13 protein-coding genes and 2 pseudogenes are annotated in these 13,683 nt (G+C 58.0%); 6 read left to right on the forward strand and 9 right to left on the reverse strand.

Annotation, left to right across the window (positions count from 1 at the left end; genetic code table 11):
- Nucleotides 1–164: 164 nt before the first annotated feature.
- The 4 genes from metK to X771_RS135970 all read right to left on the reverse strand — a co-directional run bounded on the left by metK (nucleotide 165) and on the right by X771_RS135970 (nucleotide 3,698).
- Nucleotides 165–1,340, reverse strand: coding sequence for a methionine adenosyltransferase (metK, locus tag X771_RS135980; protein WP_023690646.1), 1,176 nt, complete (start codon nucleotides 1,338–1,340; stop codon nucleotides 165–167).
- A 53-nt stretch (nucleotides 1,341–1,393) separates the two neighbouring features.
- On the reverse strand, nucleotides 1,394–2,731 hold the full coding sequence (gene glyA, locus X771_RS135975; protein WP_023690647.1) for a serine hydroxymethyltransferase: 1,338 nt from the start codon (nucleotides 2,729–2,731) through the stop codon (nucleotides 1,394–1,396).
- Nucleotides 2,732–2,759: 28 nt separating this feature from the next.
- A complete protein-coding gene (locus X771_RS1000000167740; RefSeq protein ID WP_081726248.1) occupies nucleotides 2,760–3,116 on the reverse strand; it encodes an ArsR family transcriptional regulator in 357 nt (118 codons plus the stop codon).
- A gap of 237 nt (nucleotides 3,117–3,353) precedes the next feature.
- Nucleotides 3,354–3,698: a recombinase family protein gene (locus X771_RS135970; protein WP_023690648.1), complete on the reverse strand. Its 345-nt coding sequence runs from the start codon at nucleotides 3,696–3,698 to the stop codon at nucleotides 3,354–3,356.
- Between the two features lie 393 nt (nucleotides 3,699–4,091).
- On the opposite strand from X771_RS135970, the gene X771_RS135960 reads away from it, so the two are divergent.
- On the forward strand, nucleotides 4,092–4,394 hold the full coding sequence (locus X771_RS135960) for a hypothetical protein (protein ID WP_023671839.1): 303 nt from the start codon (nucleotides 4,092–4,094) through the stop codon (nucleotides 4,392–4,394).
- A complete protein-coding gene (locus tag X771_RS135955) occupies nucleotides 4,391–4,867 on the forward strand; it encodes a type II toxin-antitoxin system VapC family toxin (protein ID WP_023690650.1) in 477 nt (158 codons plus the stop codon). Before X771_RS135960 ends, X771_RS135955 begins: the two co-directional genes overlap by 4 nt.
- 801 nt (nucleotides 4,868–5,668) lie before the next feature.
- Here the strand turns inward: X771_RS135955 and X771_RS135945 are convergent.
- From X771_RS135945 to X771_RS135940, 4 genes and pseudogenes are all read right to left on the reverse strand, one after another.
- Complete coding sequence (locus X771_RS135945) at nucleotides 5,669–6,163, reverse strand: MaoC family dehydratase (RefSeq protein ID WP_031203438.1); 495 nt, start codon at nucleotides 6,161–6,163, stop codon at nucleotides 5,669–5,671.
- A gap of 879 nt (nucleotides 6,164–7,042) precedes the next feature.
- Nucleotides 7,043–7,573: pseudogene (locus X771_RS1000000169625) on the reverse strand (thiamine phosphate synthase); the annotation flags it as partial.
- Nucleotides 7,574–7,594: 21 nt separating this feature from the next.
- Nucleotides 7,595–7,854 (reverse strand): annotated as a pseudogene (locus tag X771_RS1000000167745) (thiazole synthase); the annotation flags it as partial.
- Nucleotides 7,855–7,872: 18 nt separating this feature from the next.
- Nucleotides 7,873–9,015 (reverse strand): porin, encoded by a 1,143-nt coding sequence (locus tag X771_RS135940; RefSeq protein WP_023690656.1) that lies wholly within the window; start codon nucleotides 9,013–9,015, stop codon nucleotides 7,873–7,875.
- Between the two features lie 434 nt (nucleotides 9,016–9,449).
- On the opposite strand from X771_RS135940, the gene X771_RS1000000168585 reads away from it, so the two are divergent.
- From X771_RS1000000168585 to X771_RS135920, 4 genes are all read left to right on the forward strand, one after another.
- The gene (locus tag X771_RS1000000168585; protein ID WP_156936069.1) at nucleotides 9,450–9,845 is read left to right on the forward strand and encodes a hypothetical protein; all 396 of its coding nucleotides are present in this window, start codon (nucleotides 9,450–9,452) and stop codon (nucleotides 9,843–9,845) included.
- A gap of 71 nt (nucleotides 9,846–9,916) precedes the next feature.
- Nucleotides 9,917–10,465 carry a type IV toxin-antitoxin system AbiEi family antitoxin domain-containing protein gene (locus X771_RS1000000169630; protein WP_245262839.1) on the forward strand — a complete coding sequence of 183 codons (549 nt, stop codon included), beginning with the start codon at nucleotides 9,917–9,919 and terminating at the stop codon, nucleotides 10,463–10,465.
- 479 nt (nucleotides 10,466–10,944) lie between these two features.
- Nucleotides 10,945–11,727 (forward strand): hypothetical protein, encoded by a 783-nt coding sequence (locus X771_RS135930; RefSeq protein ID WP_023690659.1) that lies wholly within the window; start codon nucleotides 10,945–10,947, stop codon nucleotides 11,725–11,727.
- A gap of 520 nt (nucleotides 11,728–12,247) precedes the next feature.
- Nucleotides 12,248–13,090 (forward strand): N-acetylmuramoyl-L-alanine amidase, encoded by an 843-nt coding sequence (locus X771_RS135920; RefSeq protein ID WP_023690661.1) that lies wholly within the window; start codon nucleotides 12,248–12,250, stop codon nucleotides 13,088–13,090.
- 346 nt (nucleotides 13,091–13,436) lie between these two features.
- Here the strand turns inward: X771_RS135920 and X771_RS1000000168985 are convergent.
- The coding region (locus tag X771_RS1000000168985; protein ID WP_210164668.1) for a hypothetical protein at nucleotides 13,437–13,683 on the reverse strand (247 nt) is incomplete at its 5' end.

The raw sequence follows: 13,683 nt of genomic DNA on the forward strand, positions 1-13,683 counted from the left end.
TGGGCGATGATGTCGACAATGGCATTGCCGATGCAAAGCACGTCAAAATCCGGCATCAATGTCTCCGCCAAAAAACCCGAGCCGGCTTCTCGCCACGCCTGCCAGGCGCGGGTCTGCCCGGTGGAAATGGGCTTTCCGCTTGCCAATCCGTTCGCCGGCGGCTCTCACGGGGCGGCGAGTCCTGCCTCGCGACGCAATTCGTCCGCCCTGTCTGTCTTCTCCCAGGTGAAATCAGGCTCTTCACGGCCGAAATGGCCATAGGTCGCTGTATTGCGGTATATAGGGCGTAAGAGATCAAGCATCTTGATAATGCCTTTCGGTCTGAGATCGAACAACTCAAGAATGAGGCGCTCGATCCTGCTCTCCTCAACCCTGGCTGTCCCGAACGTGTTGACCATGACGGAAACCGGACTGGCCACGCCGATTGCGTAAGCAAGCTGCACCTCGCACACGTCTGCGAGTCCGCTAGCGACGATGTTCTTTGCGACATAGCGGGCCGCATAGGCAGCTGAGCGGTCAACCTTGGACGGGTCCTTGCCCGAGAAGGCGCCGCCGCCATGACGACCCATCCCGCCATAGGAGTCGACGATGATCTTGCGTCCAGTGAGACCGCAGTCGCCGCGCGGCCCGCCGACTACGAACCGCCCCGTCGGGTTGACCAGAATTCTGATGCCTTCCGTCTCCAGGTGGGTCGGCAGGACAGGCTTTATGATTTCCTCAATGACGCCCTCGCGGACAGTCTCTTGCGAGACCTGCTCGTCATGTTGCGTCGACACGACGATGGTATCCAGGGCGACCGGGCGCAACCCCTCATAGCGCACTGAGACTTGGGATTTCATGTCAGGACGCAACCAGCCAAGCTGTTGTGCCTTCCGGACATACGCCTGCCGTTTCGTCAAGCGATGAGCGAGCTGGATCGGCAAAGGCATCAGGGTATCGGTTTCTCGGCATGCGTAGCCGAACATGAGGCCCTGATCTCCCGCTCCATGCTGGAGGTCTTGCCCTCTTCCCTCGTCAACGCCTTGGCTGATGTCGGGCGACTGCTCGGTGAGGGCATGAACGACGGAGCAACGCCGGCCGTCAAAGCCGACGGCCTCGTCGTCGTACCCAATGTCGAGAATCGTATCACGCGCAACTTGGCTATAATCCACCTGGGCATCGCTGGTAATCTCGCCAGCCAGAACGACTATCCCTGATTTTACCAACGCTTCACAGGCGACGCGCGCCTTGGGATCTGTGCGGAGGATGGCATCGAGGATGGCATCCGAGATGTTGTCAGCCAACTTATCCGGGTGCCCCGCGCCAACCGATTCGGAAGAGAACACGAACTGCCTAGCCATGAATACCTCGCTTCGGATGTTGGATGTGGTATGGGCATTTTGCTTGGCCCACCTTACTTGTCGGAGATGCCCGGGACCTCGAACGCAGCGCACAAGTCGGCAACGTCTCTTCGCACACAGGCATGGAGATCTTCGTCGTCTGGCCGCTGGAGGACGGAGCCAATGAAGCCAGCAATTTGCTCCATTTCCACATCGCGCATGCCCATTGACGTCACTGCTGGCGCCCCCAGGCGAATTCCGCTTGTGACCGCCGGATGCCGCGGGTCGCCAGGCACCATATTAAAGTTTGTGATGATTCCTGCCTTTGCTAGTCGCTCGGCATAGGCCTTGCCCGATAGTGGCCGATCGCGAAGATCAAGGATCAGCATGTGATTGTCCGTCCCCCCGGTAACCAGGTCATAACCTCGCTCAAGCAGTGCATGTGCCAGAGCCTTGGCATTCTTGACCGTCTGTTGGCCGTAGCTTCGGAAGGACGGGTTCGCGGCTTCGTGCAAGGCAACCGCTAGCGCAGCGATGGCATTCATGTGAGGTCCGCCTTGCAGGTGAGGGAAGACCGCCCGGTCTATTCGTCTGGCGAGATTGTATTTGCTCTTTGTATGATACAGGGCCTGATAGCGATCTTCGTTCCTTGACAAAATGAAGCCACCGCGGGGACCGCGGATCGACTTGTGGGACGTGCTGCTGACCACGTCACAATGGCCCACGGGATTCGGGTGCGCTCCCGCGGCAATCAGGCCGCTGATGTGCGCAATGTCGGCTACGAGATAGGAGTTCGCTTCCAGGGCAATTTCTGCCATTGCCGCGTAGTCAAAGACACGCGGGTAAGCGGTTCCGCCGACCCAAATGAGCCGCGGCCGTTCCCGCTTGGCTGTCTCGCGCAAGCGGTCATAGTCAATCTGCTGTGTCTTTTCATCTAGTCCATAGGGCACGCGTTGATAGTCAGTTCCGGAAAAGTTGATGGCCCAACCATGAGTCAGATGGCCCCCTTCCGGAAGGGGCAAGCCCATGACTTTGTCACCGGGACTCAAAAGCGCACGATAGACAGCCTGGTTGGCCGGCGAGCCGGAATAAGGCTGGACGTTGGCATGCTCGCTGCCAAATAGCGTTTTCAGGCGCCCAATGGCCAGATCCTCAAGCTCATCAACGATCTCGTTTCCAGCGTAGTAGCGCGCGCCGGGGTACCCCTCGGCGTACTTGTTCGTGAAAATCGAGCCGTTCGCTTCCAGCACGGCCGAGGACGCAAAGTTCTCTGAGGCGATGAGCTTGAGGGTCGTCCGCTCCTGCCGCTCCTGTCTCAGAAGCAGCTCGTGGACGCGGCAATCAACCGCGGCCAAGGAAGACCGCCCGTGGGTGTCCGGCTGTGCGATTGCGCCGTCTGCGGAGTTGTCCATGGTAGCTTCGCGCTCCAATTGGATTGACCTATTTCACGATCAAGCACGCGGTCCCTTTCGGCCGCGTGTCTCGTACCGCTTCGAGCCGCTGCAGGTCCTGTTTATGATAGCCGTCGCGATGGGGCAGGAGATCGACCAATAATTGAACCAGCCCGCCGTCGTTGGATCCTGCGTTGAGATGGTACGAGCGCCACGGAGGCTGTTCGTTGCAGCAAAGAAAGTCGGCTCTGGCGAGCAGCCGGACGTGTCGCGCAACCCGCTCTCGACACACGCTCAGAATCTCCGCTAGCTCGCAGACAGTTAGGTCCGCATGCGCACAAAGGCCCAGGATTCGAAGGCGGTCAGGATGCGCTGCCATGCGTAGGCGACTAACCAGTGTCATCATGGCTCAGGACCAAGTCCTACCGAATTTCTCATTTCGCGTTCTCCGCAGAAGTTGCGATTTCGAAGGGTTGTCCAACGACCGGACAAATCTCGGTGGCCGTGACGACCGTCGATATCCTGTGTCGAACAAACAAATGGGCGCTCTTCTTGCCTTTAGCCGAAATTGCAAGCAGTTCGGCCAGTCGAAGACAAGCGGGGCCACGGTTTGGAACCACTGACCTCAGACGTTGCAATAAGCCTACCATTCACAGCGAGCCGGAGTTGCTAAGAGTCTATGAATTTCCTTGAAGGATCTGTTGCAACGTTTGCCCAGCCTGGCCTGCTCCCGGTTTGCAGCGGTCATGGTCAGGCGATCCATCGCCTCTGCGAGCACGATCAGGAATTTGCCCTGCATCGCATCGCTGATCAGCTCCTGAAGGCCGGGACGCAACAGCGACCCGCCGCAGATCGCTCGGTGGGTATTGCTGTCGACGACTGTCCAGCCTTGCTTTTCAGCACGCAAGCAGCAGAGCCGCAACTGATCCTCGATCGAGGCGTCTCGGTGATTGTCAGTTGAGTAGCGAGCGCCAAGCGCGACCTTCATGAGGCGGCCCCTTACTCCGGGACGCGGTCTCGCGTATGGCTATCCGTTTCGGCTTGAACGAAATCCCGTGCGGCCTGTCGCGCCAGCAGCCGGACCAGATTGACGAAGCGTCGGCCGGGCTTCGGCGACCAGGCACAGCCGATTCGCGGGCCGCGCACGGCGACCACACGAAGCTTTTTGGCTGTTGCACTTTCCATCGCGCTATGACCGCGTTCCTGTCCTGACGCGAAATACTCCGTTTCGCGACAATGATGCCAAGTCACAGTGCTTCGACAAGCTGGAATTCTATCAATAACGCGCGTCGCGCAGGAGCTAGTGCTGGACCGATGACGGGGCACCTTGTGCTCCGAAGAAGCCATGGCTATATATCCGGATAGAGAACGGAGGCACGCGATGGGCAACACTGCACAGAAGAGAGCCATCGAGAATTATCGCTCTCGCCTGGCTGAGCGCGGCATCGCGCGGTTCGAGATCCAGGCCTTCGACGCAGACCGCGATCTACTGCGAACTCTTGCCCGAAAATTAACGGAGAGCGGGCCGGATGCCCGACAGCTTCGTCGGACCATACAGCAAGCCGTGGCGGGTGAGCCACCGAAAGCGGGCAGCATTCTCGCCGCGTTGCGTCGCTCGCCTCTGGTTGGCTCCAATCTCGACCTCAGCCGGCCGCGCGAAGAGGGGCGCAAGATCGACCTGTGACGCGCTACCTTCTTCATACCAGTATCATCAGCAACGTCATAAAGTCGGAGCCTTCGGGCTCGTTGCTGGCCTGGATGGGCGCGCAGAAGGACGAAGACCTCTTCATTGCTTCGCTTACTGTCGCCGAAATTCGCCGAGGCATCCTAGAGAAGCCGAAGGGGAAAAAGCGCAGCAGCCTTGAAACTTGGTTCGAGGGCTCCGAAGGCCCGCAAGCGCTGTTCGCTGGCCGCGTGCTATCGTTCGACGAGAAAGCTGGCCTCGTGTGGGCGCGGCTGATGGCCAACGGCAAAGCCAGAGGCCGTTCGCGGAGCGCCCTAGACACAATCATTGCCGCTGTAGCCGAAGCCAACGAGTGTGTCGTAGTGACCGACAATGAAAAGGACTTCGAGGACGTTCAGATAATCAACCCGCTCCGTAGCTCTGGAAGCCAAGCGGGTGATGATAGCTCCAACGGTCCGGCCGTTTCAATTTGAGGATTTCAGCGGCACGGAGTCCGAACGTCTCGTGTTCGCCTACCTTTAGCGATGGCTGGATTGATCTTACTTAGTTCGGCCAGGGACGTCTCTTCCAGTTCCGCTTTAATGCCATCCCGGTTCATCTAGTCAGCTCGATCTACCAACAGTTCGCACGCACGAGCGCCGCGAACAAGGCGCGATCGCAGGGACTGCGCGATACGCGTGTCGAGCTCGTCCATCTTACACTCGATCTCGTCTTCGAAGGCCCTCTCGCCAAACGCCACTGTAGTCCATCCCGCGTGCGCCTCGGGGGCCTTCTCATCGAGGGTTTCTCGCCACTGGTCTGGCGCGTTACCAATGGCAAGTTCGCCCGCTGGGAACTCGTCGGTCTGCACTCCCAGCTCTGGGCATCCACATCAACTGCGGAGCTCTTCATAGCCGTGTTCTTCCTTTAGCTGGCAGCTCTCGAGCTCGACGAGCAGCCGATCAGCGACACCCGCGACCTCAAGTTCGACCCGGTTGACTCGATAACACCCTATTGGCAGATTCAGTCGGGGAGGATCTGCCCACTCCGATCACAAGCCGATCTTTCGACCCCGTGGTCGGGAATTCTCCATGGACCTTCGTGAAGAAGGAATGCAGCGCCGAAAGCCGAAGCGCTTCCGATACATCGAAGCCCCTTCCGAGTCGGAGCCCCGATTAGGCATTCCTGCCACTCTATCTAGCCGACCCCCGTGGCCGCGTTGCCGATCGGTGCGCACTAGTCGCCTACATCGCCCCGGCACGTGAAGATCGTCTCTGCTGATGCTCTTGAGCAATTCAGGCCGCCTCCGGCTGGCGTTTGATCAGCGTCAGCGTCAACCAGCGCGCGGTCAGCGCCGGCTTTTTCGAGCCCTCGATCTCAATCGTCACGCCCAGCGCCGTCTGCACCCAGCCCGACGGCCTGACCTTGACGTCGGCCAGTACGAAACGGGTGCGGATGCGAGATCCGGTTTTCACCGGCGCCAGGAAGCGCAGCGATTCGAAGCCATAGTTGACACCCATCTTGCAGTTTTCGAGCGGCCGCATGGTCTCGAAAGTCATCGCCGACAAAAGCGAAAGCGACAGGAAGCCATGTGCGATGGTGCCGCCGAACGGCGTCTCGCGCTTGGCGCGCTCCGGATCGCAGTGGATGAACTGGTGGTCATCGGTGGCCTCGGCGAACTGGTCGATCATCTGCTGCGAGACCACCCGCCACGGCGACACGCCGACTTCCTTGCCGACGCTGGCCAGAAGTTCGTCGAGACTGATCGGTTCCACGCTAATGTCCTCCATTTCAACCGTCCGAAGCGCGAGCGGCTTCATTCCGAACAGAGTCAGCCCATGCTGCACCGACTGCCGGCCATCCATCGGCAGGATGGCGCCGGTGAGATGACTGCCGTCACGGCTGTACGAATAGAACGTTCCGCCGGCAATCTCATCGGCGCACCGATGCGCCCGATCCGAACATGGCCGCAGACGGGCTGGCTTGTACCTCGGTCGCGGTGCGCGTCCTACAGGCCAACGAAACAGCTCGTCTTGCTACCGGTGATCATTCCGCCGGCGCCGCTATGCGGTATTGTCGCAGATTGATAAAATCAATTGTCTGGATAGTAACCATCCGTGTTTCGAATTTGGAGGAGTCCAGCAGACGGGGTGGCTTGTGGTCCTTGTTGAAGCGCGCCGGCCTCATTCACCGGTAGCACTGAGCCGGCAAGAAGCGCCAGTTCAATGACATTGGGTGTCGACACGGCAAAGCGGCATCAGATGCTACTTCATGATGCGGGGTGGCGCTTGCTTCAAGAACGCTCGGCCTGACGTGGAAGCCAGCACCGGATCTGGATTGCCGGTGCGCGGATATTCGCGCAGCACAGCGGCAATCGCAGCGACGATCGATCTCAGCCGTTGCGAGCATGCCGATCTTGGTGGCGGCCACTCTGTTAGGCTGAAGCGTAGCGCGCATCTGATCCGCCACCGGACGGGGTTGCGTAACTTGGATTTCCAGGCGTGTTCATGGGTTTGCACCGTCAGCGCGCTGACAGCAAGGCAGGTGCGCACGCCACTGGAAGCGATCGTCTGGATCTCGCGGGCAATTCCAGCCCCCACCGCTGGTGTCTGACCCGACAGCAACGAGCACATGCGGTTCTCGCCTCGGCGCCATTGCTCTGGTCTTTCGATCCATTCTCGCGTGCGCGCCTCTGGCGCGTCGTTCAGCGCAAAGTCGGTGACCACGGCTGCGCTTTCCGCGCCAGCCTCAAAAAACGCCTTCGAGACGGTCAGGTTGAGGCCGCCGATGCAGACCCAATGGGATCGGCGCGACCTGGTGCTTCCACCGCTGATCCGCTCGAGTCCTCGCGACGCCCATTCATCTTCTTGAGGCTGTTGGATAGACTGGGGCGAGCGCCACATACTCCGGTTCCGCCACTGGCGCCGTTTCCAGTTCGGTGGGATCGTGGATCGACAGGCCGAGCTTCAATCCGACGTATTTCATCGCCAGCATCGGCGGCAGCCAAATCCTTTTGACCAAGATGGACGAAGTCGCAGCCTTCCTCGATTGCCGTGCGCCAAATGTCGTTGACTCACTTGGCAACCATGGACCGCGCAGGCGTCGTTCGCGCGGCGGATTTCCGTCTGCAGTCCTTTCTCGTCCATATCCTTTATCCGGAGCTGCACCAGACGGACGCCGAGCGGCACCAGCCGGTCAATCCAGCCGGCACGTCCACGACTTCATGAGAAGACGGCCCTGCCGATCGTCGGTGGGTAGCGCCGTTCGAGCATTCCCGAGCTGAAAGCTTCACGACCGGCATCGACCGCTTTGCCGAACGCACGCGCCATGCCGACCGGATCGGCCGCCCTCGGGACCGCCGTGTTCAGGAGCACGGCGTCAAACCCGAGCTCTATGACGGTCGCCGCGTACGACGGCCGAGCCGTGCATGCACAATCAACGGAATGTAGGGGGAATGTCCGCGCATCAACTGGACCTCGGAGCTCAACGCTTCATCGCATTAGAATGAGCGTTCGAAACGCAGGATACCGCCGACACTGCTCTTCTTGTTGGCATTGGTCCAGTTCACTTCGGAAGCTTTCACCTTTCCGACGGCGGAGCCTCCGTAGCGGTCATAGTCGAGTTCAGCCGTAACTGTGAAATCGGGAAGGAACGCATAGGCGACGTTCGCAGCGACACCATAGTTGTTGAGCTGATCACCCGAGAGCTGAAGGTTGAAGGAAGCTGACTCGGTGAGCTCGTAACCGGCGCCAGCCCAGAAAGCCCAGTTCCCACCCCAAGGTTTATAGAAACCGCGACCATGAGCGTCTACCGAATTCGTCGAGCCGTAGTTGAGCTGGCCATGGGAACCGTAGCCCAACATTCCGGATAGCAATAGTTCGTTGGTGACATTGATGTCGACACGGACCTTGGCGGCCACCGATTCGTAGTTGCTATCATAAGCTGCAACGCCGGTGATCGCTCCCCAGCCATGTGCGTATTTCAAGCCGCCTACTATGTGGGGAGCGTAGCTGTCGATTGTGCCGACCACGTCCGAGCCTTGTTCCAGCGAAACCACGGCCGAAAAGCCGTTCCCTGCGTCCAAGTAGTACTGAACCACATTGGTATCGAAAGCGCCGTACGGAGCCGGCGTCTGGTTCAGTACATCACCCGCGCAGCCAATAAACATGTCGAAAGCCGACCGGTCCTTACCAACTCGCAGGCCACCAAGCTGAATCCAGGCGATAGTCAGGCCGCTGCCTCCGTTCAAGGCATAGGACCGAGAACTGTCCGAAACCGATGTCTGGTGGCTGCCGAAGTTCACGCGGGTTTCGGTGTAGGTCTTCAACGTCCCGCGCTCGGTCTCCTGGCCGGTCCAGGTTCTCAATGTGAAGCGTGTGTTGTTTTGCCACGCGCTCTGATGCTCACCAGTCCTCACATCCGAGGTTCTTGAGTGGTCAAACAATCCGACGTTGTAACGGACAGAGCCGCCGATTCGCAGGCAGGTCTCGGTGCCTGAAATGTAGACGTAGCCCGAGCCGTAGACGTCGCAGATCTTGACGTACTCAGTCGGGTCAGGCTCGGCGGCGGTGCTGACGGCGCGAGCGTTGGAAACGGCAATCAGTGCCGCAGTTGAGCCGAGGAGGAGGCTCCTAGTGGTCATTGTCGATCTCCGCTTTAATAATAAAGTGATGGACGCGAGTGATTCTGTGAACAGCTTTGAAACGTGCGCAGTTTTGCTGCGCCGTCAGCTAAGCCCTGAAGGGAATCCTAGAATGTACTCTGGTGATTGTTGTCCAATATTTGGTTTTAGCTGCCGATAACATAATTTTCGCCGAAATGGAGGTATGCAAAATTTTGTACAATCATCACAGTCAACTCAGCTGGTAGAGGTAGGCGTCACAAAGGGTCCTGCATTCGACCGCAAATGACGTGCCAGCCTGACGACCAGCTGCGGCTTGAAGCTCAATTGTGCGGGCGGACCTTGGTTCGCACTTCCTTGTTTTTGCCTTGCGGATCCACCCAAGCACGAACGGAAAACGTTCGGCTACAGTTCGACTGTTCGCTTCGCGACAGTTTCGTTCAATGGGGACAGCATTGTTTGTGGTGAGCCCGACGTTGAGGCATCATGCGGCGGCACCGCTCGGCACGACGCCGTCATGTTGGCGAGCTGATGCTCGACAACTACGCGCTGCAGCCTTGCACCAAACAGCGCTCGGCAATAAGTCTCGACCAGCGCTCAAAGTCCCGATAGGTCCGGCCGTTAGGATGGAGTGCGCAGGCCACCCCTTCACGCTGGAATTCTTCGAATGTGATGGCGATACGCTTTATCGCGTGAAGATCATCTGTTCGCGGATTGTCGAGCAGAAGACCGAAGTTCGGGGTCGTTACAAGCGCGATTCCAAGTTCCTTTGTCCCCCTAATGATGGCGGTGCGCTGCTCGCCAAGGGTCCACCACGGTTCAATCCGATGATCGTGATTGACGCCGGTTAGAACAATGTCAGCGGTGGCGTCTATGTTGTATGTGCGACAGAGGTTTCGCGCGTTTCGAAGTGAAGCTTCCCGTGTTTGAAATCGATGAGATCGGGCAAGCGCAAGGCGAACACTTTGCCAGCGAGCGGCGTCGTTCGACTGCTTCCATGGTAGATGAGCGGCACGATATCCGCGCTCAATTGGGCGGAACAAACGGCCGTGCGTGGAATGTCCTCAAATCCGAAGCCGCCAACCTCGCGCATCTGCTGCACAAAGAGCTGCGGCTTATGCCGCCGCCAATGCTCACGATTGGCCAAATCTTTGGAAGTTGGCTCTCCGGGATCGATGAATCTGAGAAATACGAATTCGCCATAGCGCTACTCCGGGACGCGGCACTGCCGCATCAAATGCGAAAACGTGATCGGGACCGCGCGGAAGCGCTACACCTCGCAGGTGGGCGTCCACCATCGCTCCGGAATCGCGCCGTTGCTCTGGCGCAAGAACGCGGCGAGGTACGGACTCGCGATCTCACCGACGTCGGCATCCCACGGTGCTACCTCTCCCGGATGTGCGAGGAAGGGCTGCTCGTGAAGGTCGGCTATGGGCGGTATCGAGCCGCTGCCTACGTTGAAGCGAACTGAGCTGGCTAGGCGAGTGACTTCAGGATGATCCCGGAAGTATTATCAAAGAGATCGTTCCGGAAAATTCAGATTGGCATGTGCTCAAACGTGATCCAGAATTTCCGTTGAGCAAAGTTGGTAGTGAAAGCGCGTGACCTCGTCGGCGTGTGGCAGAAGGCGATTTCAGCTGTGATTGACAAGACCGCGCCTGCTGGTCGCTGAACGGTCAGCGACAAGAGGCCTGGCACACTAGCACACGTGAGGTCAGGGCTCATGAAAGGGTAATGCTCAACAATCCACTGAACGTCGTAATGAATGACGAGCTTGTTCTGAGTATTTAACACGTGAGCGATTTCATGGGCGTGAATTCGGTTCGTTCAGGTTGTAAGGTCCAAAAAGGTTGCAACTTACTACCGACACGGTCCCGTCATCGCGCAATTGCAATTCGATCTAACCGGCTTATTCTGGCTGTCGGGGAAATGTTACAGCGGAGGGAAACCGTGAACGATTTGCTGAACAAACCGGCTACGCCCAGGTCAAGACATTTCAATCTGAAACTGGCTGTCGCAGCCGTGTCTATCACTTACGCGCTTTTCGGCGTCTACGGCAAATCCTTCGGCGATGCATTCTTCGGCATCATTCTGGCGTTCATAGCCTTCCTCGACGAGTATGGATTTGACACGAACCGTTATGTCGATGCGGCGCGGCAAAAGTTGCAAAGGTTCTATCGGCAAGGTGATAAGATCGCGCGGGTTCTCGTCTTCACTATCGGAGTCGGTGGAACCGCTCTGATCGTGGACTGGATATTCAATCTCAACGTCATCCCGATCGATGTGATCGATCCATGGATAAAGCGTCTGGCGCCGGCGCTGGTCATTGCCGCGACAACGCTTTTTCTCGTGACTTTCTTTTCCAAGTTTTTCTATCAGCTCAACGTCACCGTCGCGGATCGAATATCGAACCGGATTGAGATCACGCTCTACCTGGCCACATCGCTCTTTATTGTTTCGAACATCGTCTTCTGGATCGGGATTAATGTCGAAAACGCGCTTCCCTCCTCCTCCACCGATCTGAACAGGTATGATCCAGGGCAATGGGCAGATATTTCTCCGTGGTGGCAGAATTTGCTTCTGTCCCTTGTCCTAATCTCCCTGGTTTGGCTGACCGCCAGCTTCATTTGGGCCTTCTCGCGCTACGCGGAATATTATTGGCGCGACGTACCGCTGAACTCCAAGCCCAAGAGGGCTCAGAACCAGGACGGCAGAAGTACGAAATCCAAGTAACAGCCGCAGGTTGGCGGCAGCGATTGATCATGTTCGACCGGAATTGCCGGTGTTAGATAGGAGTGGCTTCTTCGATGTAAAAATGGGCGAACTTCTTGTGGTTGCGTGGAGCCTGAGGTCGGTAAGGTCCGAACCCGGCGCACTGCGGGACGTCGCTGAACTCAAAGCGTGCGTCGACGGTGGGATGGACTCCAGCCTCCGGATTGATCTCTCGGAGTTTGACCTTGTAGCCTAGTTTGGCGGTCAATCATGAGAGCCACGTAGGGGGCCGGCAAACAAAGGCCTGTGATCTTGAGCCGAAGCCAGGGCTTGTTGGCTCGCTTGGCTTCGCCCAGTTCCAGCCTCAGCTTGTGCAGGAAGGTTTCGAGAGTGCCCTCGTCTTTCGGCCAATCCGTTGGCATAGACGGTCTTTAAGGCGGAGTCCTTGTAACGGACCGTGCGGCTACGAGCCGGCCTCGGCTACTTTGCGTCCGAATTGGCGTTACGCTAGTATCGGGGATTTATTTGCTAGGAGTGGGACATGGGCATTAACGATATTTCGACAGATCCATTGGCTGAGCTCGAGGACGCTTGTGACCTTAAGGATGGCAGTTGCGCCGGGCGCACTCACTTCATCCTCCACCAGACCGTGGACGGAAAGCTCACCTACGACACAGTGAAGCCTTGGATTGGGAAAAAGCGTAACAAGTCGCACGCGGTAATTCTCAAAACGGGAGAGGTGGTCCATTTGTGGCCATTCCAAGAGACGAACGTGTGGGCGACGAAGGCAGAGTCCGGCTTGAAGCCAAAGAACGGAAAGCTGCCTAAGTTCGATCTTAAGGGCAAGGCAATTAACATTGAAATAGACTACGAGGAGGGGGGCTCTCCGAACTCGGCGCAGTACACGAGCCTAGCGGCTTGTTATATTGGCGCTTGCCGTACGGTCGATCGAGTTCTCACGATCGTGCCACATATAGAAGTCGATCGCGGGATTCCGGACGGCCACAGTGACCCGCAGAACTTCAATTACACGGGATTCTACGAGCGATTGAACGATCTGGGCGTGGACATGGATCGGGTTCCTCGGTTCGACCATGACCGATATTGGGCAAAGGAGTCGTACAAGGTCCCGTACGCGGATGATTGGTTTTCATGGCCACCGGTGCTGACCGGCGACCCGCATGCCAAACCCAAGGGGGTCGAGCGAGTGGCGAGCCCGCACGGCGATCAGCGCGAGTGGGCAGGGATGCTGTCGAAAGATGCCAGCTTTCACCTCGTTTCAACTGGCGCGATTGGGGTCAAAGAGATCGATCGCCTTATTCGAAGACTTGAGCAGGAGAGGGAGATTCTTGCCGAAGAAACCGAGGAGCGGGATGAAAACTGAGACGACCACGCGCCATATCTTCCAAACGTTGATCATTACTGGGGCAGCGGCATTCTGAGGCGAGCCAGTGCTCGAGAAGGGTTCGCCGTTCTGCGCGGGCAATCGGGTGTATTTTGGGAATGGGCACGAATGGCGGACGGGAGCTAGCATCTTGTGAGTCATCTAGGAATTGCTGAAACTCCGAGCGCAAAGATGCCACAGGTGGGCTGCTGATAGCTACGCCTGAAGGAGCGCACTTCAGACAGTCGCTTATCGATGTATGAAGTTAGGTCCTTGAGATAAACGCCTTTGGCACTCTTCTGGCTTCTTTCCTGCTCTGGCTAGCGGAAGCTCAATTTTCCAGCGCTCACTGTACGAAAAAATTGGTGAGCGTCTGTTGTTCGGCAGCCATCGGCAAGCGCTCAGAGGCGCCGAAGGCGCGTTCGTCATGTTGCTCCCATCTGGGCGCCGTCGCCCGATTGCAAAGGAGCAAAGGGCGTGATCGCAAGCTAGTCGAGGCGCTCGGCAAGGCAGCTCCGCCGGTTGTGTGCGTCAAGTTCTGCAAAATGGGGCGGCCATGATGCTGGTCATGCGGCTTGGCGCAGAGCGAGCTT

The organism is Mesorhizobium sp. LSJC269B00 (assembly GCF_000502815.1).
Taxonomy (GTDB): Bacteria; Pseudomonadota; Alphaproteobacteria; order Rhizobiales; family Rhizobiaceae; genus Mesorhizobium.

Bases quoted from the DNA above. Each gene is read 5' to 3' on its own strand.
- metK (WP_023690646.1), bottom strand. From the start codon at position 1,340: ATGGCTAGGCAGTTCGTGTTCTCTTCCGAATCGGTTGGCGCGGGGCAC.
- glyA (WP_023690647.1), bottom strand. From the start codon at position 2,731: ATGGACAACTCCGCAGACGGCGCAATCGCACAGCCGGACACCCACGGG.
- X771_RS1000000167740 (WP_081726248.1), bottom strand. From the start codon at position 3,116: ATGATGACACTGGTTAGTCGCCTACGCATGGCAGCGCATCCTGACCGC.
- X771_RS135970 (WP_023690648.1), bottom strand. From the start codon at position 3,698: ATGAAGGTCGCGCTTGGCGCTCGCTACTCAACTGACAATCACCGAGAC.
- X771_RS135960 (WP_023671839.1), top strand. From the start codon at position 4,092: ATGGGCAACACTGCACAGAAGAGAGCCATCGAGAATTATCGCTCTCGC.
- X771_RS135945 (WP_031203438.1), bottom strand. From the start codon at position 6,163: ATGGAGGACATTAGCGTGGAACCGATCAGTCTCGACGAACTTCTGGCC.
- X771_RS135940 (WP_023690656.1), bottom strand. From the start codon at position 9,015: ATGACCACTAGGAGCCTCCTCCTCGGCTCAACTGCGGCACTGATTGCC.
- X771_RS135920 (WP_023690661.1), top strand. From the start codon at position 12,248: ATGGGCATTAACGATATTTCGACAGATCCATTGGCTGAGCTCGAGGAC.